Source organism: Adhaeribacter aquaticus DSM 16391, from assembly GCF_000473365.1.
GTDB lineage: Bacteria > Bacteroidota > Bacteroidia > Cytophagales > Hymenobacteraceae > Adhaeribacter > Adhaeribacter aquaticus.
Genome location: NZ_KI421517.1, coordinates 3000119 through 3023054 on the forward strand (window position 1 = coordinate 3000119; position 22936 = coordinate 3023054).

Below are 22936 nucleotides of genomic sequence, written 5' to 3' on the forward strand. Positions count from 1 at the left end.
CACCTCACGAAAGACAATTAGTTTGTTTAAACTACCATTCAAAAGTAATCCTGCTAAAGCATTTATTACCAAATGGTTTATTTGGAGTTGCATTTTCCTTAATTATTAAATTTATAAGGTGTGATTAATTTACTACTGGTTTTGAAAAAGTTAGTAAATATAACTTTTACCTTTGAACAAAAATATATGAAGTAAAACAACTGTTATTTATTAAAATTTATAATTCGCAATTACCTTAAACGTTTTAAGATATGGCTCAACAATATATAATTACTGCTTATGATTTTACCGATGCGCAAGCCCTGGATCGAAGAATGGCGGCAAGGCCTTTTCATTTGGAAGTAGTAAAAAAGCTAAAACAATCCGGTAATTTTTTGATAGGAGGGGCTATTTTAAATTCGGAAGGAAAAATGGTTGGTTCCTCCGTTATTGTTCAGTTTGACCAGGAAAAAGAATTGCAGCAATGGCTGCGGGAGGATCCGTATGCGACTCAACAAGTGTGGGAAAAGATTGAGGTTAAACCCTTCAAAGTAGCAGAAGTTTAGAATTGCCCGTTTATACTGTGATAGCTTAAAATACAACTATGAAAATATTTATCAATACGCCCTTAAACGAGTCGTTACGGGCTCACCTAAGATCGTTGTTGCCAACTTCTGTTACTCCCGTTTTTAAAAGCGAAGTTTCTGAAGAGGCTGCGCAGCAGGCTTTTCAGACAGCCGATATCATAATGGGAAACCCGTCAGCGGATTGGTTTCGGAATGCTTCGGCTAATTTAGTTTATTGGCAGCTCGATTCTGCTGGTTTCGATCAGTATAAAAATGTAGCTACCAATGCTCAGGTGGCTAATATGGGCGATTTTTTTGCCCGCCCGTGTGCTGAAACCATGGTAGGAGGTTTATTAGCTTTTTACCGGGGCATTGATGTATTAGCCAAAAAGCAGGAGCAAAAAGAATGGGTAGGAAAGGAGCTAAGATACCGGTTAGGTTTAATAAGCAATAAAAAAGTTGTGATATTGGGGGCCGGAGCAATAGGGCAGGCGGTTAAGCAAATGTTGGCAGGCTTTAACTGCCAGGTGCAGATGACCGCCCGCAAAAGCCCTTTAGCCGAGCTTCATTCCTTTGAAGAAGTTTTAGCTGCCTTACCCACTACTGATGTGGTGGTAAATACTTTGCCGGGAGGGGCAGAAAGATATGTTTCTAAGGATTTCATCAATGCTATGAAAGAGGGCAGTGTTTATGCTAGTGTAGGCCGTGGTAGTACTACTGATGAAGTTGCTTTAATTGCCGCCTTACAGGCTGGTAAGCTGGCCGGCGCAGTACTGGATGTTACCGAAATAGAGCCTTTGCCAGCGGAAAGTCCATTATGGGAAATGGAAAATGTAATTTTAACTCAGCACAGCGGAGGGGGACAAATGGCCGAGGATGAAGGGAAAATAGCTCAGTTTTTAGCTAATCTAAATCTGTTTCTGGCGGGGCATCCGTTACAAAACCAGGTTGATTTAGCCCAGGGTTATTAATAAAATCAGGCATTTTTGTCGCTGATAGAAGCTGCATTTGTAAATTTTATTTGTAGTATAATGTTTACCTGCTACTCTGCAAGTTAAGACTGGTAAATATTTCGGTGTAGAATTAGTTTGTATGCTATTAGCTGGTTATGAGTTTATTACGAGAGCAAATAGTAAATAGGGTTTCTAAAGATTAGAAACTTTACATAAAGAAATTAAAAAAAGCCCCATCATGTAAGGGGCTTTTTTAATATTAGTTACTGATTAATCAGCTCTATTTTAAAGATCTTCTCCACTTATGCCTGTTACCCGAATCATCTCTGCCTGATACCCGGCTTGTTGAATAGTATTTTCAATTTTTTGTGGATTAATATTGCTGCCAGAGATACTTAATATTTTGTCTTCACTATTTGTATCTACATCCCATTTATTTATTCCTTCCTGATGATCTAGAAATGAGCCCACCTTGGCTACACTTTCCTGGTCTTCAATATTGGTTTTAAATTTTAATATTTCCATATCCAAACTTTTTATTATTTTTTACTTGAGCTAAAAAATAAAGTTTAAATAATAACCCAATTGGGTAAACAGATGGGTTCTAATCTTATAACAGAAGGAATTGGGCTAAGTAAAAAGTTTATCATAATTGGCAATAAGTTAAGCTTGTAACTGTTTTTATGCCATACCCACTCCACCTATTACTACCAGCTCCTGACCTTTTTCTGGTCGGCCCTGAAGCAAAGGCATAGCTTGTCCTATTAATTCTTTGACACCTGCCACTTGTAAAGAATTATCATGATCCTCTTTGGTATCCCAGATTTCAGTAATCCAAACAGCGTCCTTATCGGTTGGGTCTTTGCTTATAGCATATAGCTGGCAGCCCTTAGCAGTAGAAACCAAATTGGCCGCCTCTAAAAGAATAGAAGCCAGTTTTTCGCCGGCACCGGCAATAGCGGTTAATTTTCCATGTAATAAATATTTGTTCGTCATAGGTTGTATTATTTTTATTACTAAAGTCTTTTGTCTTATAGCAGGCTTCTAATAGCCTTATAAAGATGAACAATTTTCATAAATAGTTCTGAGTATTTAAGTTGGCTAGTATAAAGAAACTTCCGCTGCCTCAAAAATAAACTCTTAAAAATACTGCTCCAGCGTTCAAATATGCCTGATAACATTGAAATATAAAGGTATTCCTGATTAGTAGCGCATTAAACTTACTTTAAATTTTTGTAGGTAAACTGCCCAAACCTATATAGCGATGGAAATAGGTATTTATACAAAATAATTTGGTTAAAAATCAGTAGGTCAATAATTTAATAAGGACGTATACCGGCTGATAATAAAACTTTAAAAATTGGTATTTGTAGTTGAATTGATATAAAAGCTTTATTTGTATGCAAAGAACATTGAAAGTAATAGCCATTTTAATTGGCATTTTAGTGTTGGTTGGAGTGGCAATCTCCTTTTTGGTGCCCCAGGAAAAATTGATTGCTGCAGCTATGCCCGAAATCGACAAAATGAAAATTACAAATGCCACTATTGGGGAACAAGAAGCCACTATGCTGGTAAATGTAGGCATGAAATCGGGTGTAATTCCAGTTTTTATAGATAGCCTGCAATACGAAATGCGCCTTTATGATCAAACTGTTAGCAAAGGGCATAAGAAGTTAACAGAAGGTTCTAAAAGAGGAAAGGTCCAAACCTTGGATTTACCTGTGACCATGAACCACAACCAGACCCGGGAATTGGTACGAAGGCAGGTAGCCGAGGATGAGCCGGTACAGGTTATTTTGAAAGCCTATTGCGACATTCCGGTACTTGGTAAAAGAACCCTGGATATAGATAGGAAAGTAGACATGGTGGTGCCAGCCTTACCCGGAATGGAGGTGAAAGATATGAAAATTACAGATTTTGGTTTAGATAACATGGGAATGATAATGACTATGGCAATAGATAATCCAAATGAATTTGACTTTTATGTGCGCAAAATGGATTACGATTTGGTGCTGAAAGACTTTATAGTGGCGCATGGTAGCCTGGCAGAAGAAAAATTAATAAAGGCCCGCTCCATAACACCTATCCAGTTAACCTCCAATTCTGATACCAAAAAGCCTGTCAAAAACGCCTTTAAACTATTGGCAGGTAAATCAGATTTTCCTTATAAACTAACCTCTAATATGGTAATAGAACCGCGCAGTGAGGTAGTTGGTAATATTAATATAAGTTCGGTAAAAACTGGTTCAATCGATGTGGTAGAGCAATTAAAAAATGTAAAAGAAACTAAAAAAGCTAAAAACGAAGCGGAGCAGGACCAGGAAAAAGAGGTACAGAAGTAAATGTAATCACAGAACTGGTATCGGTAGATACCAGTTCTGTATTTTCTAAAATCAAACTTAACTAAACCAGCTATTAATTATAATAGAAAAGTACCTGAATAACTTCCCGGTTATCCCAGGCTATTGGCATATCTGCTATTAAATCAGGATAAGTAAATTTTGTTATCTGGAAATGAGGTCGGTTATCCTCCAGTTTAAGTGTACCATAGTGGGTATAATCCTTCGGAAGTTCTTTCTGGGCTTCTTCCAAAGTTTCGTAATAGCCTATAGTATTTTCGGTATTGCCATCTAAATATCCGGAAAGTTTATATGCTGTTTTCATACGTAACAATTTTTTCTGGCTTTAACGCTTAAAATTTGTAAGCGTTGCTAGTTTACAGGTTTGGGAGGTGTTATAAATAACCTTACTTTTTTTTGGCAGAATAATATGGTACTAATTATATGTTGCTAAACTGAGCAGCAGAAAAATAAAGTATATAAAGAAGCTAGCTTAAACTGGGTTTTTGTGCCGAAGATAAACTAGTTTGATAGCGCTCTTTACTATTGTTTGCTTTTTTAAATATGTAATTGATCAAAAATCGGGAGTGTATAGGTGTCGCCTTTTCCGAGTAAATGGTATTTAAGTCCATGAATTTTAAAAGGCTCGCCGTTTCCAATTTCATATATATTGGTATAGGTACTGTCCATTCCATCAATAATTGTTACCAAGCCGCTTCCCAATACTTCAATATTTCTGCCATTGGTTACCATAATGGCAGTATCCTCTTCTAAACCTATACCAATGCAACCTGGATTGGTAGAAATAGCCTGCGACATTCTTACCATTCGGCCACGGGTTATAAAATGAGTATCAATGGCAACATCTTTTAAAAATTCCAGTCCGGTGGTTATACGGACGTTGCCTTTAATCATTCCGCCTTCTACTTCCCCTTCATAAATCATGGGAGTAGACATGGCCGCCGCGCCGGCACTGGTTCCGGCTACTATAAGGTGGTCGAAGGTGTACCGCTCTTTAAGCCGGTGTAACAGATGGGTACCGCCTAATATCGCAGTAATTTTAAGCTGGTCTCCCCCGGTAAAGAATACACCGGCTGCTTTATCTATAATATCGTAATAATCCGGGTTTTTGGCGTCGGCCCGGTTTCTAATATCCACCACCCGAACATTTTCCTGTTTTAAGTGCTTAAAAACCTCCAGGTAGTCATTGGCTATTTCTTCCGGCACACTGGAAGCAGTGGGAATAATGGCAATGAGTGGATTATCGCCTTTCAGTTCCTCTACAAACCGGGTTAAAATTTCCAGATTATAGAAGTTCTCATTTAATTTTGGTTGTTCATTTTTGCCTTTGTCCTCTTTTCCGCCAATGGAAAGCAACTTGCCATTAGGAACGGGCAGGGTGGGAGTACTTTTACTTTTATTAGAAGTTTCTTTAAGGGCCATAGCTATCAAAATTTAAAATAGAATATTTATCAGAACAACTTGGCAACTGCTACCTCAAAAGATATCCTGCTTTAGTAAGAGCTTTCTGTAAGGATTACGAGAAAGTAATAAAACCAGCTTTGCATATAAATTAATAATGCAACTATTTACTTTTCATAAACTTACCTAATGGCTCTGGGTAATACTACTATTACGTATTCTTTCTTATAAGGAGCTGCTTTTAATTTTTATATCCCTGATTAAGTGGGTGATTATTGGGTATAGGCGTAATGGCCGACAATCTGAAAGTAACCTTGTTTAGGTTTGATATGTGGTAAATATTTCTTAAAAGTGGGGTTAGCTATTTTTGGTAAGACTGACGGGAATGTTAATTACGGTTCATGCCATTTAGCAGGAGATAATCGGTTAATGGGGTAATTTGAAAGTCTGGCCGGGTAGGTAGATGCTCATCTTTATTCTTTTAGCTCCTAATCGGCCCGTTTGGCTGCGACTGGTTTTAGCAGCATTTCGGAAAGTAATTACCTGCGAAAGTCCCAATACTTCAGCTGAGTTGCCTTTTACCAGTAAAGCCGTTGCTTCATCTATTCCCACACAAAATAAATCTGGATTTTCGATAGCTAAACTTATTAGCCGGTTTAACCGCTTTCTGGCAATAAAATGCTGGTCAATAATACTTTTGCGAAGCAAGGCTAAACCTGGCTTTAATTCTATATTCATGGCCTCAATGGTTGAAAATTCAGAATGATTATTTGCCGAAGTTTCCGTATTATATTTCTTTTCAACTCCGGTTATCATGTGCTCACTCATTAGAGCTGCACCGGCACTAGTGCCCGCTATTAAGTTACCATTTCTGTAACTTTTACGAATAGATTCGGCTATTCCACTGGTTTCAATAGCTTGCATAAATAAGTTCTGATCACCGCCTGGAATATAAATAAGAGCGGCATTTTCTAAAGAATCAAGTAAAGAAGGTCGTAACGGTTTTTCTGGAACCACCCGGATACTGCTTACCTTAGTAATGCCATTGTCCCGAAGTTGTTTTATACTATACTGAATTGCTGAATCTACTTCGGTACTGGCCATGGGTAATATAAAAGCATACCCATTATTTCTAAGACCTGCTTCCTCAATCATGCGGTTTATCAAGGCTGCCGGCCGGGTGCCGCCACCCATTATAAACAGTTTTCCTTCTTTCTTTTTCGTAATGTTTTGTGCTAATCCTGAGAAAGAGAATAATAAAAGGCATACCCCAATCAATAGAAATATGAACCGAATTTGTTTCATGATGAAGGTATTTTAATTTACTTTCCCCAGGAATATAAATCTAAAAATTAAGAATAAGGATTTTAAAATCTTCTGGAGTCACGTAAACTTAACAACTAAATGGCTGGTCAGATGTAGAACAAGGATTATCTCATTTTTAAGGGGGAAAGCTAAATTGAATTACTTATTTCAGAACTTTACTAGTGAACCTATATATTAAATGTTAAATATATATTAGCACAAGGATGCGTATAACGTTTGTAAAGAAATATACTACTTCCCTAATAAAATCTAAAATATGTAGTTATGCTAAGGAGGCGCTGCATTGTTTTGTTCAGCTCACATAGAGCACCTCTAATTCATCATGGCCTTTTGTAGTAAACAAGTCAAGACTAAATAGTTCGAGATGAACGGGTCAATAAAAATCGGTTTAATAATGTAAGCTGTCCTTTTCCGGATCCGGAATGGGTAAGTTCCGCCGTTCGAACTCTACTATGGCCTTGGTTAAAACCTTTAATTCTTTCGCACAGTCACTATCCAAAGGTGCATTTTTTAACTCTTCTAATTTCCTGGCAGCTTCTTCGTATTCTTCTTTGGTCAGAATTAATAGATCATTCATATAAAAGCTAATTTTTTAGCTCTTATTATACGGTTTAGAAGAAGAGGGGGAATACTGAATTTTATAAGTAAAAGTGCCCATTTAAGCTCCGCATTTACCTCAAGTTACTCAAGTTAAAATAGCTACATTATATTACATCCAACCTGAGGTGAATACTATTCTTTGATATACATTAATAATTTGTTTTTGTTTTCAGGAAAAAGATAGCACTTTAAACCACTTGTTTCACCATTTTTGGATTAGGTACAGCCTGATTATTCTTTACAGCAAGTATGGTAATTATGGCCGCCAGCAGGAGGGAGCCAGACATAAAAATATAAGAAGCTGAAAAGTTTCCGGTAGCTGCGTTTAAATACCCCACTAAATAGGAACCTATAAAAGAACCTAGTGCTCCCATACTATTTATTAAGGCCATAGCGCCTCCAGAAACATTTCGAGGTAGTATTTCCGGAATAATAGCAAAGAAAGGACCGTAAGGTGCATACATGGCTCCGCCTGCAATAATGAGTAATACGAAGGATAACCAGAAGTTTGTGGAGCCTACTAAATAAGAACCATAAAATGCAATAGCCCCTATTAATAAAAAAGGCCATACAAATGCTTTGCGGTTTAGAGTTTTATCAGAAAAATAGGAAGCACTGAACATGCCAATTATTGCCAGCACATAAGGCACTGCAGATAACCATCCAGTTTTAACAATATCCATATTTGGGGCTGCATTAATAATAGAGGGCAACCACATAACAAAACCATATACTCCAATACTCCATAAGGCATACTGGAGACTAAGTAAAATAACCGTTTTAGATTTAAAGGCCTCTGCATAGTTTTTAACAGGTTTGATCCCTGCTTGTTCCTGCGCAAAACGTTCTTCTAAAGCTTCTTTTTCTTCATTGGATAGCCATTTAGCATTTTGAGGTTTGTCATCTACCAGGCGCCACCAAAAGAAGGCCCATATAACCGCGGGTAACCCTTCCAGGATAAACATCCAGCGCCAGCCTACAGAGTTGATCAGGTAACCTGATAAAATAGACATCCACAGCACCGTAGCGGGATTGCCCAAAATTAAAAAAGTATTGGCTCTGGATCGTTCTGTTTTAGTAAACCAATTACTCAACAAGATTAGCATGGAAGGCATCACAGCGCTTTCTACCACGCCGAGCATAAACCGGATAACTATTAAAACAGATATGTTACTTACCATACCGGTTGCCGTAGCTAAACCGCCCCAGGCAATTAAAGACCAGAAAATTAATTTTTTGGCACTGTTGTTTGCCGCATAATGTGCCCCGGGAATTTGAAAGAAGAAATAACCCAGAAAGAATAAAGAACCTAATAAGGAAGAGGTGGCAGGAGTAATATTCAGGTCATTTGCCATACCGCTGGCAGCTCCAAACCCAAAATTTGCCCTATCTAAATAAGCAAGACTATACGTAATAAAGGCTACCGGTATTAGGCGGTACCACCTGGATTGTGCAATTGTTGTTTCCATTTAGAATTACTTCTTAGTAGGCGGTGCTTATCTGCCACTTAAATTTTTGATAAGGAGCATATTAAAAGAAGTAAGTCAAAAATCCTAATAATAGCCTGTAAAAGATTGTGGTAGATAGTAGATTCTATTTTTCAAACGTTTCCCTCCGGGTCCAGCATTCATCCATTGGTCCGCCTGTCGATTCTTCCCCTTTGTGGCGCCAATCACCGTTTACAAAAGCATACTCAAAGGTTAGTTTTTTACCTACACTTTCCGGAGTTTTGGTAAAAAACTCAATTTCTTCGGTGTACTTCCCATTGTCGGTTGTATACGTACCACCTCCGGAATTCATAAATTGTTTGGTTTCTATATTGTAAGCTATCCAATGAAAATGAGTGCCCGAAAGTATCTTCATGGTTCTTCTGGGATAGAAAGGGCTCGGTCGTTTACTTACCTGATCGTTCGTATAATTGCCCGTAATAATCCAGGCGCCCATTAAAGCTCCTGGTTTCCCATCATCCAATCTGGTCCAGGTCTGGTTCTTGCCTTTGATATGTAGTTTGTTTTGGCTTACCTGTACTTCCTGACTTGTTTCTTGACCTACTTGTTCGGGAGCGGCCGAATTCCATTCCTGTTTTATCACCAGTTTATTTCCGTCCAGACGCCAGGTTCCGCCATAAGAACTAATAAATTTTTTACCAGGAATATCATAGGTAGCCACCGAAATAATTTTGTCGGTAGCAATCATAACTGTCCGTTGATTGGCTGGACCCAAACGCCAGGCACCTACTAAATCTTTTGTACTGATGGCCATGCAATGGAAGGACAACAGTATTAGTAATAATGAAAGACTAATACAGCGGTAGATAAATAATTGTCTTTTCATAAACTGTTATTTTTAGAAGTCAAATTCATTTTCTCATAATCCGGAGCATCTTCTGTTTAAGCTCCAAAAATCTCCTGGAAAAACATTTTCATGTGCTCCCAGGAACGTTTGGCAGCTAATTCATTATAGGCTGCCCCTTTTGATTTATCGTTACCAGCTTGTGGCTCTGTAAAAGCGTGGACGGCATCGGCATAATAAACCATTTCCCATATGGCGTGGCTGTTTCGCATTTCCTGTTGGAAAGCATCAACCTGTTCTTTGGGTACAAATGGATCATCGGCGCCGTGCAAAACCAAAACTTTAGGTTTAATCTGAAGAGTTTCCAGGTTGGCGGCTTTATCCAGGCCTCCATGAAAAGATATCACCCCTTTAACCGGAAAATTGGCTCTAGCTGCTTCCAGGGCGCCTGTACCTCCAAAGCAATAACCTATTACCGCAATTCTATCGGGATCGGCCCCGGCTTTTATTAATTGGTCAATGGCGGCTTTAATGCGGCTACGGTATGTCTGCCGATCATTCTTATATTGTCCTGCTAATTTCCCTGCTTCAGCTGCATCTTTTGGTCGTATATTTTCGCCGTAGCTATCGGCAGCCAGAGCATAATATCCCAAGCTGGCTAAATCATCAGCAGACTTTTTTTCAAAATCTGTAATGCCCATCCAAGCATGTAATACCACAATTCCTGGCATTTTACCAGGAGTATTCTTGGGTTGAGCTAAGTATCCTTTTAATTTAATATTTCCCTGTGAGTACCATATTTCTTTACCCTGTGAAAATAGGTTTAAAGATAGAAAAAAGAAGGAGCTAATAAGGAGCAGTTTTTTCATTAAATAATAAATTATTGGGCTTAATAAAATTAAGATTTTTTCAGAGTTTATTTGAGAACACGGGATAAAAAAAAAGCCACTTTATAAAGTGGCTTTTTTTACATAAAAAATATTTTTGCACTAGTTAAAATTATTAACTGGGTGTACTGGGTTTACATTAATATAATCCCTCATTACAAATCGCTCTACTTTAGGCTCGGCAGCAAAAACGTTTTCCTCAAAAGATGTCATTACATTATCCAATGAAAGATACTTTTCTGCGTATAATCGTGCGTTTGTTATTTTATGGGTGTTATCTTCAGATATAGCTTTTAATATCCCTTTATAAAGGGCTACTGGATTCTCCGCTTCAACCAAAATACCTAAATTATGTTTGCTTACCATTTTATGTAAGCCAGATTCTTTATTAGAAGTAATAAGTGCTAAACCTCCTACTGCTAATATGGTTGTAAGCTTGGAGGGCATCACTAAATCACTGGCATTGGCCTTCTGAATAATCAGGTGTAAATCTGCTATGTTAAGGAATCGATTAAATTTATCAATTGGCTGTAATGGTAAAAAAACTATATTAAAAATTTTTAATTTATCAGCCAGAGCTTGTAATGTCTCTTTATAAGGACCGCTGCCACATAAAACAAATTTAAGTTGACTTATGTGCTGCAGCTCTTTAGCCGCGTATAAGATAGCTTCCAGTCCTTGTTTTTCGCCCATTGCACCAGAATAAAGGATAACTTTATCAGCAGGGTCAAAACCAAACTCCCGTTTTAATTCAGAAGAATCCTCAATAGGGTAAAATTTAGTAGTATCGGCCCAGTTTGGGAATAGGTAAACTGGTTTATTAGCCTTTTTCTCGATCCGGTGCACCATTTCATCTGAAATACTACTTACCACATCGGCTTTCTGAAAAATATAATTTTCCATCCGGAACAACGTATCTATGACTTTGGGAGAATTTATCATATTCAAATCTCTGGCAGCCTCAATCTGCATGTCTTGGATGTGATAAATCAGTTTACCTTTGCGGATTTTTTTATACAAGGTTCCTAATAAACCAAATTGAAAAGACGGAGCTACTGTTAATACGTAGTCATATTTTTTAACAAACAGCAGCTTAAATAAAATTAAGAAGGCAGAAACCATGAATGAAAAATCGAGCAGAATTCGTTTCAAGCCAGATGGTTTTGCCGGTACGTACATAGGGCATCTGTAAACTTTCATATGCCCGCCGGATTCAAAATCCTGATTTTCAGTTTTATACCAAAATCTGTTTTTAAAGTAAGGTTCCTGTACTTTCCAATATGGATAATAGGGATAGCCAGTTATAACAGTACAATCATACCCCCGCTTCGCTAGCCACGTCATCATTTCTCCACTATATTTACCAATTCCGGTTAATTCTGGGGAAAAATTGTAGCCAATTAAAAGTACACGTTTTTTCATAATTGCAATCGGAAAATAGATAGCCAGCTTAGAGGCAATTTAAATTCCATACTTGTTGTCTTTGGTCCTACTAATAATTTAACAAGCTTTATACCAGATTATTAAATGATTGTAGATTAAAGAACTAAGATAGATAAATAGTTTCTAAAATCAAGCTAAATAATATCAAACAGGATAATATTTTCCAAAAAATACGTTTGCAATGCGGAAACGTTGTGTATTCTTGGATAATTCCTATGATAAAATCAATTCTGTTAATTTAATCCTAAAAAAAATATATCAAATAACAGTATTTACTTATTAACTAATTTTACTTTATTTCTTTTTGTCTTAGAATGTAAGGTATTAATTTAACGGTACTTATTTTCTTTTATTTTGCAATAAATCTGTATGAAATAAGACATTTTTAGAATTGAAAAAGCTAGTCCTCTAGCGCCGTCTCTAAAACCACCCAATATAAAAAAGCTTCCAAAAAAATAAGCAGGTCCAATCCACACACTCCGCATTAAATTATACTTTAACCGCTGCTTCCAGGTCCACTCCTTTAACGTATTGGCCGTGGCGGTAGATTTTACAAAACGCTCGGCCTCCCAGGCCGCATATTCGCTATGTTTAGCAACATAATGCGAAACGCCCCTAAAGTCTTGGTGGTCTATCTTGCTTTTTATTACCCCAATTTTACCTGATAATACCGGATGTTCATGTACCTCCATATCCAGGGAGCTCCATTGTTCTTCGTCAATGCGTTCGTATTCTCCTGCTCCTACTTGGAAAAGGGCTAGCTTTTTTAAGGGGTACCCACCTTTCAATTGTTTGCCCATGAAGTAAATGGTATAGTTAAGCCAAAAACCTACTGGGTCAGAGTCTTGTAATGCCTCGCGAAGTTCAGCTTTAAATTCAGCTGTGAGAAATTCATCTGCATCCAAAAATAAAACCCATTTTGTATCAGGTGTATAATTCCTCAAATACCAATTTCGTTTCTTGGGGAACTTTCCATTCCAATAAAAATCTACCACATCTGCTCCGTAATTCTGAGCAATTTCTTTGGTTTTATCGGTACTGCCAGAGTCAATTATAACTATTCTCTTTGCTAAATCATTGCCAATTGCTTCTAAACATCCTGGTAAATTTCTTTCTTCATTTTTAACGGGAATTGCTATAGTTAAATCTAGCTTGGAGGCCATTATTATTTTTGGGGTATTAATTGTATATGCAGTAATGGTAATCATGAAACAAACTACAGAATACTGCTATTATATACTTAAGGTTTTATTTATTTTTAATTTACCGTAAAAAGAAATTTCTTGTGTTTTATTTAGTTCTATTTGAGTAAGTTTGAAAATTTAACAATAAAGTTAATAAAACATTTCGTTTCCCCTATTATTAATTATCACCTTAAAGTTATTATAGTTCTAAAAACTTTAGTCTTTCATTCTCAGCTACCCTTTCCTTTATTGGCTTACACGGAAAACCCGAACATAGCATCCAGGCGGGCATGTCTTTGGTGACCACGGAGCGAGCTCCTATTACGCACCCCTCATTAATAGTTACTCCCGGGTGTACAAAAGCTTCTGCGGCAACCCAGGCATGATCTTTTATTATAATTGGCTTTGTAATTAAGGGGAAGCCAGGGTTAGTGTAATCATGGGTACCAGCGCAAATATAAGAGCCTTGCGAAACTACAACCCGGCGGCCAATGTAGATTTTACCCTGCGAATACAAATTTACCCCATTAGCTATGCCGCATTGATCAGCAAATACAACATTCCAGGGAGCCCAGATTTTTACTTTTGGGTAAACGTGTACTCCTTTACCCACTTTGGCCCCAAATAATTTAAGCAAAAAAGACCGCCATCCATGAAGTGGGGTAGGGGAAAACCGGAAAAAGAAAAATGAAATTAATCCCCAGGTAACTCTTCCTAATCTATTTGCTAGCGAAAAGGAAGGACCTGTAACTGTATCTGTATTATGCATAAATTAGGGAAGAATAAGAAGATGGAGTGCCCTTCTTAAAGCTAATTGCGTATTAAAACGCCGTTCTTAATAAGTCTCCATACCGACCTTTTAATATTCCAGGTCCGCTTTACTTTGTCTGCTGAAAGACTACAATATTCTTCCTCCCAAAACTTGGTAGTGTAGGAGTGCCAAGTATCATAACCTTTGTGTAAAGATTTTCCAAAAACGTCCCAGGGCTTAGGAGAACCCACAAAATGTATGATAGATTTTCCTGGCTTTTCTGGTGTTTCTTTACCTGGGTACCACGGATTATTAAATTCAGGGGGAAGTTTGGCAAATTTACCTTCACAAACAGCATTCAACAAAGTTTGATCAATGGTTAACAGCTCTTTAGGATATTTTTTAGCTATACCCTTCCATTTTGCTTCAGTATTTGACTCCCGCCATTTTTTCAAATTAAAAAGAACTACTCCAGAATTAAAATATCCCGTATCCTCTTTCCATTTTAATTTATCTATAAAAAAAGCTTTTTCTAAGGCTAATATAACTTGGCTCCCAAAAACAGCTGCTAATACCTCTCCCTTAAAATCAAAATTTTTAAGAGTCAAAACATCTAATTGAATAACAAGATCCGAATCAAGATATAAAGCTATGTCACTTTTAATGTAATTGGCAATTAAAAGTCTCCCGTAGCCAGTCCAGTCACCGTGAAGTGACCTGAGGTGACCAAATAAGGCTTTAGCATCAAAATCAATATATTCTACTGCACCAGTAAAATTTTCCTCTTGTAGAAGTTGGTAAATTTTAATTTTATCATTTTTTCGGAAGTCAGAACAGAGAAACCAAAGCTTCAGTTCAGATGAATCGGAGCAGTTCCGGATAAGGGAGGAAAGAGTTGCCCCTAACCCGATAAGTCCAAGATGGTTTACATTGAATACGACATCCATACAAATTTATTTCACACCTATCATATACAATTATAGGAATTACTAAAGTTAATATACTCAGTACTTTCCCTTAAAATTTGGGTGTATTTACTTAGTTTAGCTGTTTAGAACAGTAATTTTAGTAAAAAAAATCTAATTTAAAGTTAATATTCTACAAAAATTTCTTGGCTACATTAAAGCTAAGACATATAAAGGATCTTTTATAACTCAAATTTATAACTGCTTGTGGTTAAAAATTACAAACAGGGTAGCATTATAAAAGGCAAAATTCAAGTCTTAATTTAAACTTCAATTCTGTATCAATTCTGTTTTAATCGTTTTTGTACACTATAAAAAACATATTTAGGTCCAAAAAAAGAAGCAACAGAAAAAAAATATAGGAATTTAAAATAATTTTTAGTGTATAATGAAAAATTTGCTTTTTGCAGGAATAAAATAGAATAATTATGATTCATTCTTTTCCATTTAACTAATAGAGGTTCCTTGCTCCTTATTTTTTCGTATTCTTCCAGAGAAACCTCAGGTTTATTAGTCCACCGTAAGTTCATACAATGATTGGCATAATCATAAATTTTAAATAATTGCCATTGTTTTTTACCAGTAACTGAGGACGAATGGATTCGATATTTCATTAGGACTTCCTGAATGATAACTAATAGAAAGCCTTTTTCAATGATGCGGTTGATAAAGTCAAAATCATCACACGGCCAAAACTTAGGACGGAAACCTCCAGTCTCTAAATATGCTTTTTTGGTAATCATCAAACCTGTAATGGAGCAGATAACGCTTCTTTTTTCTTCCTTTACTCGTCTGCATTCTTCTGCTGTTTGCAAAAATGCATATTGCTGAACTCCCATAGTTTTTCCCCATTCGTCAATGTAATAACTATGGCAACTGGTGGCATCAATCTCCGGATTAGCTAAATGAAAGTTTAGTTGTTTTTCCAGCCGGTCATTTAACATCAAATCATCAGCATCCAATAAGGCGCAAAATTTTCCGTTAGCACGTTCAACTATTTTATTTGTAGCAAGACTTCTACCGGCATTTTGTTCAAAGTAAGGAACAATTCTTTTATCCTTCGCCGCATATTCCTTTATGATCTGGGGTGACTTATCTGTTGATCCATCATCTAAAATAAGTAACTCAAAATCTTTGTAAGTCTGGGAAAGAACGCTTTCGATTGTTTCAGCTAAAAACTTTTCCTGGTTATATACTGGTAGTATAACTGAGACTAATAATGTGTCCATATTTATTTTTTATATGGTGCTATCCTTTTTAATATAAGAGGTTATGGAAAAGAAGTTGTTTTGCGGAACAATATGTTAAAATATCATTTAGCTGCCTGATCAGGAGTTGTATTCCCTATGAGTTTGGTAAAATAATTAACCACAAAATGATTTGGTAAATACCACCTTAGCTTCTTCTGTAAAACCAAATTATTTTTAAAGTAAAAGCTATTTTTTATTTATATATAGCCTATAATTAAACTTTTTACTGCATTTTAACTATTCATTTTAAAAAATCTAAACTTGTTTGTTATAAAGTTGATCTTTATTGTACCGGGATTTAATAATGCTTTTCCAAAGAAAATTTCCAATTAAAACTCCACTTACATTTAGTAAAACATCATCAATATCCGGAACTCCTATTTTCCATAGGAACTGTAATATTTCAATTAAAATACTGGACGCAATGCCCAATTTTAAAATTAACGATTTTTTGGTTATGTTAAACAACTCTCGCAAGAAAAATGGAAAGGGTATAAACAATAGAATATTGCCTATTAAATTTGAATAAAATTCTTTCCACTCTTTATTTGGGGTATTACCTAGAGATTGGAACCATTGAATGGTTTGTTTTAAGGGGATATAATTTATTAATTCATTACTCCAGATCAGTTCTAATTCGTGTCTTCTTCCTACAAAGAATACAATATAAATGAGTGCGGCAAGATAAAGCACCAATAAAAACCACTTTAATATATTCAATCTCTATGCTCTTTTTGTGCATACTTTCACTCGTAAAATGATGAAAGTATGTATCATAATTTAACTATTAAACCCACTAAGAAGCTAATGCCTCTTTTAATTTCTTTGCTGCCGGGTTGATGGCAAAATATTGGTTATAGGTGGCTAGTGCCTGATCTGCCATGCAACTTTTCTCTTCAGTAGGTAAAGAAAACCAATTTTGAAGCATACCTTTTACTCCTGTTAATGTATCATCAGCAACCAAGCCTCCTCCAGCCTCTGTTATCTCTCGCCATATATTTATCTGATTTGAAATAAGTACGGGTTTACTACAAGCTAATGCCTCAACTACGGCAATTCCGAAATTTTCCTGATGGCTTGGAAGAACAAATGCATCACAATTATAAAAAGCTCCCCATTTTGCATCTCCTGATAACATACCCGGGAAAATTATTGATTTTTCAAGTCCTTCCTGCATCTTAACCATTTCCTGAATACTTGCCCCATAGGAGGATTCTAAACCTGGCCCGGCAATAACCAGCTTAGGTAAAAAGATTTCTAAAAGTTGAGATAAGCTTTCTTCCTGGCTTAGCGATGCACCTACTATTGGAGGAGGTATCTTGGTTAATCCATTTCTTATTTCAGCATAAGCTTTAATTAATATGTCAACGCCTTTTTTTTCATGAATCCGGCTAAGGAAAAGTAAATAGGGTTGATTCCTCAACTCCGGGCATTTTTCCAGAAAGGCTTCCTGCATTGCCTTTGTAAAAACGGGTGGTTTTTCTACCCCTAATCCAATCACTAATTCTTTTTTAGGCTTATATGGATTAAAAGGCTTATGGGCTAGCCGTCGCTCTTCCTCACAGGTAAACAATAATCCATCAGATTTATTTATTAATCTGGACTCAATTAATTTCCAGTAAATCCAGTTTCTTATTTTTTTTAATTTTCTCCCAGATGCCTCCTGAAAATAGGGGTCGAGCATGCCATGTGGCATTACTAATATTTTAGGAGCCTTACTTTTGTTGATTTTCTTTTTGTATTGACGAATAGCCTTGTGTAAAGCAAAGCCATTGTATAGCCATAAACCATGTAGGATTACTACATCAAAACGTGAAAAGTTTTGCTCAAGCCAAGGAATAAGCTCTGAGCTATAGGACCAAGGCCCTTTACCAGGACCGATTGCATGAACAGGAAATGAATCTTGTTTTAAATAAAGTACATCCGGAGCATCTAAACTTACAACTTCATTTTCAACTTTTAAATCTTTAAGCCCACTTATCATGGTTCTTACTGCCTGGCATACTCCTCCCGATTTGGGATTCATATCATTAATTACATGAAGAATTTTTAATTCTTTCATTTTTTTTCTCCTAAAAGAACAAACCTGAAGATTGATATTTTCCTCAGCAGAATAACAGCAATAGTGGATAAAAGAAAAATGGTAGCAACTACAAGTAATTTAATTGTGACATCATAATGAAGGTCGATGAATAAAAGTTTCTCAAAAAAGAATTCTAATGCCTCCAGAAAAAATATATGAATAAGATAGATCCCAAATGTCATACTAGAAAGGTGCAGTAACCAATTGGGCATGGTAACAGATGGAAACCCAATTGCTAATAAGAGTAGACCAATTCCACCAATTGGAATATGATTCAACAAATTAGCAATACTTATATTTAAAATATTTATATTTATATTAGACCAGTAAATCATTAATGTTAATATAACCATCAAAAGACCGCCAACAAAATACCTCCAATGAATGTTATTATTATTAATTTTTTTAGCTAAAAGAAAGGCAGCGGATAAATAAGAAATTACCTGGAAAGGTTGTGGAACACTGAAAGAATCATGAATGTAACCTATAACCGTATATCCAATGGCCAGCAGTATAAATAATAATCCTAAACCTTTTATTTTACCAGTGGGGCCTCCAATCAAAAAAATACCAGTAGCTAATAATTGTAAAACCAAAAGCTCAGGTAAAAAATAAAGATGAACAGCACTTTCTCCAAAAAATAAAACCTTCCAAGGATTAAGAGGTGTTGCAGTCCCTATCAATAAACTTTTAAAAGCCAATAACCCTCCGTAAATAATAGTCCAGGCTAAATAAGGTAAAGCAATTCTGAATACAGCATTTTTTAATAAATCACGAACAGGGGCTACCTTCAATTTATTAACAAATAAGGTAAGCGAAGTAATCAAAAAGAAAGGTACACAAAATGGGTGAAAAACATCCTGAAGCGTTTTCGCTGCCGGTGTACTAAAAGGAACATGAATGGCGACCACTCCAAAGGCTGCAATAATTCTGATTAAATCAGTAGTGGTATTTCTTTTAGAAACAGCTGTAGTAGCTTCTAAATTGTTCGTTAATGAATACATAATATTTCAGATTAAGTACAACCAGTCCTTTAGTTATGTTTGCTTTATATTATCAATAACTTTATAATAAATAGCTTCAATTTTATCTAGCGCAAGATGAGTATCGAACCTTTTCGCGTTGGCCACACTCGCTTCTATAGTTGCTAATCGGTCGGTGGTAGAAAGGTTAATAACCTTGTTTAGAACATTTGCACTTTCATTTGCCCACTGCACGGCATCCGCTGTTTCCTTAGGACGACGAGGAACAAAAAAGCCTGCCTTCCCTGCTACCTCTGTCATGGGTGGTTCGTTGGTTGTAAGTACCGGGCACCCGGAACCCATTGCCTCGGCTATTGGCCACCCAAACCCTTCTGCTAAAGAAGGAAATAAGAATACGGTTGCACCAGTATAAGCTAAACGAACTGTTTTATCTTCAATTCCACTCAGGAAATGAATATCATCTTTAAATGGAGATAATAGCCGTTTTTGTAAAAGAGCGTCATGTGGAGCTTCGCCTATTAATAATAAAGGAAGGTTATGTCCTCCTTTTAATCGCCAAGAATCATATAGCTCAACTATACCTGTCCGGTTTTTATACCATTGGTTGCCACCAACATGAAGTAAATAACCATTTATTAAATCTAAACCAAAGGCTTTACTTAATTTGTTTCTAGCCAATTGGGGATCACTAACAGTTATGGCTTGATTTAAGCCATTGTATACGACTTCTGAAATTTTTGGTTGTGTTGGAAGAAAGCGATGAAGATCTTTCCTGGTTTTTTCAGAAACAGAAATAAAATTTTTACCTTTTGAGTAGCCATTCCGGATATATCCCTGATATTGGCGTCCCGTCCAACTGGTTGGATTTTCAGCTATTTCACCAATAGCAGAAAGTTGAGCTAAAAAGTCGTGACAGTGGATTACATGTGGGCGATCTGCTACCAAAGGCACCCAAGGGCCCAAGGCTTGATCTGTAAAAACAAATAAGGTTTCCGGAGAATAATTCTTTAGCAGTTTGCGGACCTTTTGGGGAAATAAGATGTATTGATCAATATACCCCATCCATTTTTTTTTGCCTTTAGGTATAGGCAGTTTATAAAAATGTGGAGCAGGCATAAGAATGCTGGTTGAGTGCCCACGTTCCTTCATCCCGGTGGCCAGCATTTGGGCAAATCGAGGCATACTTTGAGAGCCAAGGAAGTCGGGATGAGCAAAGAAAACTATATTCACAGTATCTTTCTCTAAACTAAATGTTAGTTGGGGTTATTTCTGGTTGTAAATTGTTAGGCTCTGTACTTGGTGCCGCCCGTAAAGAGGCAATCATTAAACCTCCAATAAGTGTAGAGAAACCAAGCGATGTTGGTTGCGCCCACTGACTTTGAGGTACCATCATAATGCCATAGCTTACTAGCATCCATGGTAATAAATCACCTTTAGTTAGTTTTTTGTAAGAAGCCATGGCAACTTTGGCACTAAAACTCACCCGGATAATTATCATTGCTATCCCTAATAAAGGACCTAGTTCTCCAATTAATCTACCCCATTCGCCTTCTGAAATAAGGAATACGGTGCTGCCTGTTAACAGCATACTACCCACATTGGTACCCATACCAATTCCATAGCCAAAGAGAGGTGTTTGCGTTTCACCAAATAATGCGTAGAACATACCGCCCAAGTACCGATCTATTAGTACCCCTTCTAAACCGCCTTCTATATCATTGGCACTCTCAAAGCGTTCTGTAAAAGCTCCGGTCGCAGTTTGAAAAAAGCTTGTCTTGCTTAGAATAATTAATGTAATTATCATACCAGCAATGGCAAGTATTAATTTTCCTAAGAATTGAGGTTTTCGGGAAATGACCAGGATGGAGAATGCTAATGATACACCCACCTGAAAAAATAAACCACGGCTTATAGATAGAGGAATAGCTATTAATAATCCGATAGTAGCAGCAATAAGCATGGCTTTATTGATTGTTTTAGAATCAAACCAAAAGAAAAAGATATAGGCAGCTACAAATCCATAAAAAGCGGTAAGACCGTTTGTGAAAGAGAAAGTTCCGGGAGGTCTGAAAAAATCATTTGCACCACTGAAACCTGCTCCAGCGGTATCGCCACCAACTCCGCGGTTTACCCAAGCTGTTTGAGGGCTATAAAACTGCAGGGCGGTAAGAATAGTCATAGGAATGGCTATCCATAAGGTAACCTTCCCCATCTTTATAACATCTTCCCGGGTAAAAATCCTGCCGATGACAAACATTAGCGGAAAGTGTAGTAATAAAATCCTTGCTCCAAAAAGTGCTACCGGAAGGCTGCCATGTCCTATAAGTGTAGCTGTAAAAATACCTAATGTGGCAATAGTTATAGTTCCTACTATATAAATGTTAGACGGAAGTAAATCCCGTTGCCATACTTTCACTAATAACCATAAGGCTAAGGGATCTCGAATAATAAGCAGGGGAGTGGCCAATCCTGGTAAAAACCATTTTCGTAAAGCGCCTTCGAAAATCAAAAGCAGGAAATAAGCCCAGATACCTTGTTTAAGGGCTCGGTAAGGATCTGCTTCCTGGAATTTTTTAACTGGCTTTTTTTCGATTGTCTCTTTATTGAAACTTTGAATCCCAGGGGCATTCGCTAAATAAGTACTCATGTAACAAGGTAATAAAATTCAATATTAATTATTTTTTAAAATTGCTGCTGCAAGTTCTTGCCCATATACTTCCCAAGGCCTCTTTTTAGCAGTTTCCAGGGCAGCTTTTCCGGCTTCTACAACTGCTTTAGGTTGACTAATAAGCTTTTCAATGGTTTCTTGTAGCGCATTTTGTGACCCTGCCTCTATAAGCCAACCATTCTCGTTATGATGAATGATATCGGGCCCGGCAGTACGTTCTGTGGTGATAACAGGAGTGCCCTGTGACATGGCTTCGGTAATAACAAGTCCAAAACCTTCAAAAAGCGATGGAAACACAAAAACATCCTGATTTTGCATAAGCTTTAATATATCAGCATGGGGTAAACTTGGGATCCAATTATGTTTAGCTAAGGCTGCATCCAGTGCAGCACAGTTATTTGTTGTTTTCCTACCAACTACAGTTAACTCCACAAAGTTTCCTAAAGCTTCTACTGCAGCAAAAAGGTCCGCAATTCCTTTACGCTGAGACAATCCGCCAACAAAAAGTAGTTTTAGACGCCTCCGGCTGAAAAGAGAATATTCACGGTTTTGGGCAACCGACGGAAATCCATAAGGGATGACTTGAATAGGAGCGAGGGTGCTGGGAAAATCTTTTAGCGTTTTGGCAGTAAATTGGCTTGCTACAAAAATCCGATCGGCCAGACGTAGTTCTTCATCTTTACGCGTTAATTTTTCATCAGAATCTTGTAATCCAGTCATAGTAGAAGCCCATTCAGGCTTCCGAAGGCTTTCTTCGTTTAATAATCGTTGTGCTGCTCTCCAGTACCCAATTGGTAAATCGTATAAACAGGTTAATTGAAGGCGTTTAGCTTCCTGAAAAGTTTGATAAGCACCATCTTCATAAGCGTAAACGGCATTGATACCTTTCTTTTTAGAAGATTTTAAGTCAGAGGCTGTTTTATAATCAAAGTTTTGGTAAACCTTATCAACTGAAAGCGGACCAGTTTCGTGTTTAATTAAATTAGCAAAACCCGCTTTTGAGGCAATCAATCTACCAGCCTCAAGCCAGGGCCAAGACCGTGTTTTTTCTTTTAAACTTGCATCAAATCCTCTTCTTCTTATTTCTGAAAGCGGACCTAATGAGCCCAAGCTATCTAAAATGCTACCCGGAAAAGATGCAATGGAAGTTCTAAACTCTTGTAAAAGACCTGCTTCATTTAGCCCACAAGCAGCTGCTCTAACATTGGCATTACCTGTAGGATGAGTAAATATTAACTTCATGTA

The 22936-nt window shown here is 37.0% G+C and carries 23 protein-coding genes; 3 read left to right on the plus strand and 20 right to left on the minus strand.

Features of this window, described 5'->3' with window-relative positions; translation table 11 throughout:
* The first annotated feature begins 251 nt into the window (after positions 1–251).
* A complete protein-coding gene (locus ADHAQ_RS0115595) occupies positions 252–545 on the plus strand; it encodes a YciI family protein (protein ID WP_026463727.1) in 294 nt (97 codons plus the stop codon).
* A 38-nt stretch (positions 546–583) separates the two neighbouring features.
* Positions 584–1516 (plus strand): D-2-hydroxyacid dehydrogenase, encoded by a 933-nt coding sequence (locus ADHAQ_RS0115600; protein ID WP_026463728.1) that lies wholly within the window; start codon positions 584–586, stop codon positions 1514–1516.
* A 267-nt stretch (positions 1517–1783) separates the two neighbouring features.
* Here the strand turns inward: ADHAQ_RS0115600 and ADHAQ_RS0115605 are convergent, their stop codons facing one another.
* On the minus strand, positions 1784–2023 hold the full coding sequence (locus tag ADHAQ_RS0115605; protein ID WP_026463729.1) for a heavy-metal-associated domain-containing protein: 240 nt from the start codon (positions 2021–2023) through the stop codon (positions 1784–1786).
* Positions 2024–2179: 156 nt separating this feature from the next.
* Positions 2180–2494, minus strand: a complete 315-nt coding sequence (locus ADHAQ_RS0115610) for a putative quinol monooxygenase (protein WP_051359960.1) — start codon at positions 2492–2494, stop codon at positions 2180–2182.
* A gap of 404 nt (positions 2495–2898) precedes the next feature.
* Here ADHAQ_RS0115610 and ADHAQ_RS0115615 point away from each other — a divergent pair, with 404 nt between their 5' ends.
* Positions 2899–3840, plus strand: coding sequence for an LEA/WHy family protein (locus ADHAQ_RS0115615; RefSeq protein WP_026463731.1), 942 nt, complete (start codon positions 2899–2901; stop codon positions 3838–3840).
* 73 nt (positions 3841–3913) lie between these two features.
* On the opposite strand, the gene ADHAQ_RS0115620 is transcribed toward ADHAQ_RS0115615, so the two are convergent.
* The 18 genes from ADHAQ_RS0115620 to ADHAQ_RS0115705 all read right to left on the minus strand — a co-directional run bounded on the left by ADHAQ_RS0115620 (position 3914) and on the right by ADHAQ_RS0115705 (position 22933).
* On the minus strand, positions 3914–4162 hold the full coding sequence (locus tag ADHAQ_RS0115620) for a hypothetical protein (RefSeq protein ID WP_026463732.1): 249 nt from the start codon (positions 4160–4162) through the stop codon (positions 3914–3916).
* Positions 4163–4395: 233 nt separating this feature from the next.
* Positions 4396–5280, minus strand: a complete 885-nt coding sequence (locus ADHAQ_RS0115625) for a cyanophycinase (RefSeq protein ID WP_026463733.1) — start codon at positions 5278–5280, stop codon at positions 4396–4398.
* A 405-nt stretch (positions 5281–5685) separates the two neighbouring features.
* Complete coding sequence (locus ADHAQ_RS0115630; protein ID WP_026463734.1) at positions 5686–6564, minus strand: cyanophycinase; 879 nt, start codon at positions 6562–6564, stop codon at positions 5686–5688.
* A 409-nt stretch (positions 6565–6973) separates the two neighbouring features.
* Positions 6974–7162 carry a hypothetical protein gene (locus tag ADHAQ_RS0115635; protein ID WP_026463735.1) on the minus strand — a complete coding sequence of 63 codons (189 nt, stop codon included), beginning with the start codon at positions 7160–7162 and terminating at the stop codon, positions 6974–6976.
* Between the two features lie 211 nt (positions 7163–7373).
* Positions 7374–8654: an MFS transporter gene (locus ADHAQ_RS0115640; RefSeq protein ID WP_026463736.1), complete on the minus strand. Its 1281-nt coding sequence runs from the start codon at positions 8652–8654 to the stop codon at positions 7374–7376.
* A gap of 124 nt (positions 8655–8778) precedes the next feature.
* Positions 8779–9519 (minus strand): hypothetical protein, encoded by a 741-nt coding sequence (locus tag ADHAQ_RS0115645; RefSeq protein ID WP_026463737.1) that lies wholly within the window; start codon positions 9517–9519, stop codon positions 8779–8781.
* Positions 9520–9575: 56 nt separating this feature from the next.
* Positions 9576–10346 carry a dienelactone hydrolase family protein gene (locus ADHAQ_RS0115650; protein WP_026463738.1) on the minus strand — a complete coding sequence of 257 codons (771 nt, stop codon included), beginning with the start codon at positions 10344–10346 and terminating at the stop codon, positions 9576–9578.
* A gap of 120 nt (positions 10347–10466) precedes the next feature.
* Positions 10467–11786 carry a WcaI family glycosyltransferase gene (locus ADHAQ_RS25945; RefSeq protein ID WP_071781121.1) on the minus strand — a complete coding sequence of 440 codons (1320 nt, stop codon included), beginning with the start codon at positions 11784–11786 and terminating at the stop codon, positions 10467–10469.
* Between the two features lie 350 nt (positions 11787–12136).
* Entirely contained in the window at positions 12137–12970 is an 834-nt protein-coding gene (locus ADHAQ_RS0115660; protein WP_026463739.1) for a glycosyltransferase family 2 protein, read from the minus strand.
* Between the two features lie 220 nt (positions 12971–13190).
* Positions 13191–13760, minus strand: coding sequence for an LbetaH domain-containing protein (locus tag ADHAQ_RS0115665; RefSeq protein ID WP_026463740.1), 570 nt, complete (start codon positions 13758–13760; stop codon positions 13191–13193).
* 41 nt (positions 13761–13801) lie between these two features.
* Positions 13802–14689 (minus strand): glycosyltransferase family 8 protein, encoded by an 888-nt coding sequence (locus ADHAQ_RS0115670; RefSeq protein WP_026463741.1) that lies wholly within the window; start codon positions 14687–14689, stop codon positions 13802–13804.
* Positions 14690–14988: 299 nt separating this feature from the next.
* On the minus strand, positions 14989–15936 hold the full coding sequence (locus ADHAQ_RS0115675) for a glycosyltransferase family 2 protein (protein ID WP_026463742.1): 948 nt from the start codon (positions 15934–15936) through the stop codon (positions 14989–14991).
* Between the two features lie 276 nt (positions 15937–16212).
* Entirely contained in the window at positions 16213–16677 is a 465-nt protein-coding gene (locus ADHAQ_RS27330) for a VanZ family protein (RefSeq protein ID WP_051359962.1), read from the minus strand.
* 76 nt (positions 16678–16753) lie between these two features.
* Positions 16754–18019 (minus strand): glycosyltransferase, encoded by a 1266-nt coding sequence (locus ADHAQ_RS0115685; protein WP_051359963.1) that lies wholly within the window; start codon positions 18017–18019, stop codon positions 16754–16756.
* Positions 18016–19044 (minus strand): acyltransferase family protein, encoded by a 1029-nt coding sequence (locus tag ADHAQ_RS0115690; protein ID WP_026463744.1) that lies wholly within the window; start codon positions 19042–19044, stop codon positions 18016–18018. The genes ADHAQ_RS0115685 and ADHAQ_RS0115690 overlap by 4 nt, the downstream gene beginning before the upstream one ends.
* A gap of 33 nt (positions 19045–19077) precedes the next feature.
* Positions 19078–20253, minus strand: a complete 1176-nt coding sequence (locus tag ADHAQ_RS0115695) for a glycosyltransferase (RefSeq protein WP_026463745.1) — start codon at positions 20251–20253, stop codon at positions 19078–19080.
* Positions 20254–20269: 16 nt separating this feature from the next.
* Positions 20270–21670, minus strand: coding sequence for a hypothetical protein (locus ADHAQ_RS25955; protein WP_071781122.1), 1401 nt, complete (start codon positions 21668–21670; stop codon positions 20270–20272).
* A gap of 24 nt (positions 21671–21694) precedes the next feature.
* The gene (locus ADHAQ_RS0115705; protein WP_026463746.1) at positions 21695–22933 is read right to left on the minus strand and encodes a glycosyltransferase family 4 protein; all 1239 of its coding nucleotides are present in this window, start codon (positions 22931–22933) and stop codon (positions 21695–21697) included.
* Positions 22934–22936 lie beyond the last annotated feature (3 nt).

Excerpts from the sequence above, each read along its gene's own strand:
- ADHAQ_RS0115595 (WP_026463727.1), top strand. The coding sequence starts at position 252 with ATGGCTCAACAATATATAATTACTGCTTATGATTTTACCGATGCGCAA.
- ADHAQ_RS0115600 (WP_026463728.1), top strand. The coding sequence starts at position 584 with ATGAAAATATTTATCAATACGCCCTTAAACGAGTCGTTACGGGCTCAC.
- ADHAQ_RS0115605 (WP_026463729.1), bottom strand. The coding sequence starts at position 2,023 with ATGGAAATATTAAAATTTAAAACCAATATTGAAGACCAGGAAAGTGTA.
- ADHAQ_RS0115610 (WP_051359960.1), bottom strand. The coding sequence starts at position 2,494 with ATGACGAACAAATATTTATTACATGGAAAATTAACCGCTATTGCCGGT.
- ADHAQ_RS0115615 (WP_026463731.1), top strand. The coding sequence starts at position 2,899 with ATGCAAAGAACATTGAAAGTAATAGCCATTTTAATTGGCATTTTAGTG.
- ADHAQ_RS0115620 (WP_026463732.1), bottom strand. The coding sequence starts at position 4,162 with ATGAAAACAGCATATAAACTTTCCGGATATTTAGATGGCAATACCGAA.
- ADHAQ_RS0115625 (WP_026463733.1), bottom strand. The coding sequence starts at position 5,280 with ATGGCCCTTAAAGAAACTTCTAATAAAAGTAAAAGTACTCCCACCCTG.
- ADHAQ_RS0115630 (WP_026463734.1), bottom strand. The coding sequence starts at position 6,564 with ATGAAACAAATTCGGTTCATATTTCTATTGATTGGGGTATGCCTTTTA.
- ADHAQ_RS0115635 (WP_026463735.1), bottom strand. The coding sequence starts at position 7,162 with ATGAATGATCTATTAATTCTGACCAAAGAAGAATACGAAGAAGCTGCC.
- ADHAQ_RS0115640 (WP_026463736.1), bottom strand. The coding sequence starts at position 8,654 with ATGGAAACAACAATTGCACAATCCAGGTGGTACCGCCTAATACCGGTA.
- ADHAQ_RS0115645 (WP_026463737.1), bottom strand. The coding sequence starts at position 9,519 with ATGAAAAGACAATTATTTATCTACCGCTGTATTAGTCTTTCATTATTA.
- ADHAQ_RS0115650 (WP_026463738.1), bottom strand. The coding sequence starts at position 10,346 with ATGAAAAAACTGCTCCTTATTAGCTCCTTCTTTTTTCTATCTTTAAAC.
- ADHAQ_RS25945 (WP_071781121.1), bottom strand. The coding sequence starts at position 11,786 with ATGAAAAAACGTGTACTTTTAATTGGCTACAATTTTTCCCCAGAATTA.
- ADHAQ_RS0115660 (WP_026463739.1), bottom strand. The coding sequence starts at position 12,970 with ATGGCCTCCAAGCTAGATTTAACTATAGCAATTCCCGTTAAAAATGAA.
- ADHAQ_RS0115665 (WP_026463740.1), bottom strand. The coding sequence starts at position 13,760 with ATGCATAATACAGATACAGTTACAGGTCCTTCCTTTTCGCTAGCAAAT.
- ADHAQ_RS0115670 (WP_026463741.1), bottom strand. The coding sequence starts at position 14,689 with ATGGATGTCGTATTCAATGTAAACCATCTTGGACTTATCGGGTTAGGG.
- ADHAQ_RS0115675 (WP_026463742.1), bottom strand. The coding sequence starts at position 15,936 with ATGGACACATTATTAGTCTCAGTTATACTACCAGTATATAACCAGGAA.
- ADHAQ_RS0115685 (WP_051359963.1), bottom strand. The coding sequence starts at position 18,019 with ATGAAAGAATTAAAAATTCTTCATGTAATTAATGATATGAATCCCAAA.
- ADHAQ_RS0115690 (WP_026463744.1), bottom strand. The coding sequence starts at position 19,044 with ATGTATTCATTAACGAACAATTTAGAAGCTACTACAGCTGTTTCTAAA.
- ADHAQ_RS25955 (WP_071781122.1), bottom strand. The coding sequence starts at position 21,670 with ATGAGTACTTATTTAGCGAATGCCCCTGGGATTCAAAGTTTCAATAAA.
- ADHAQ_RS0115705 (WP_026463746.1), bottom strand. The coding sequence starts at position 22,933 with ATGAAGTTAATATTTACTCATCCTACAGGTAATGCCAATGTTAGAGCA.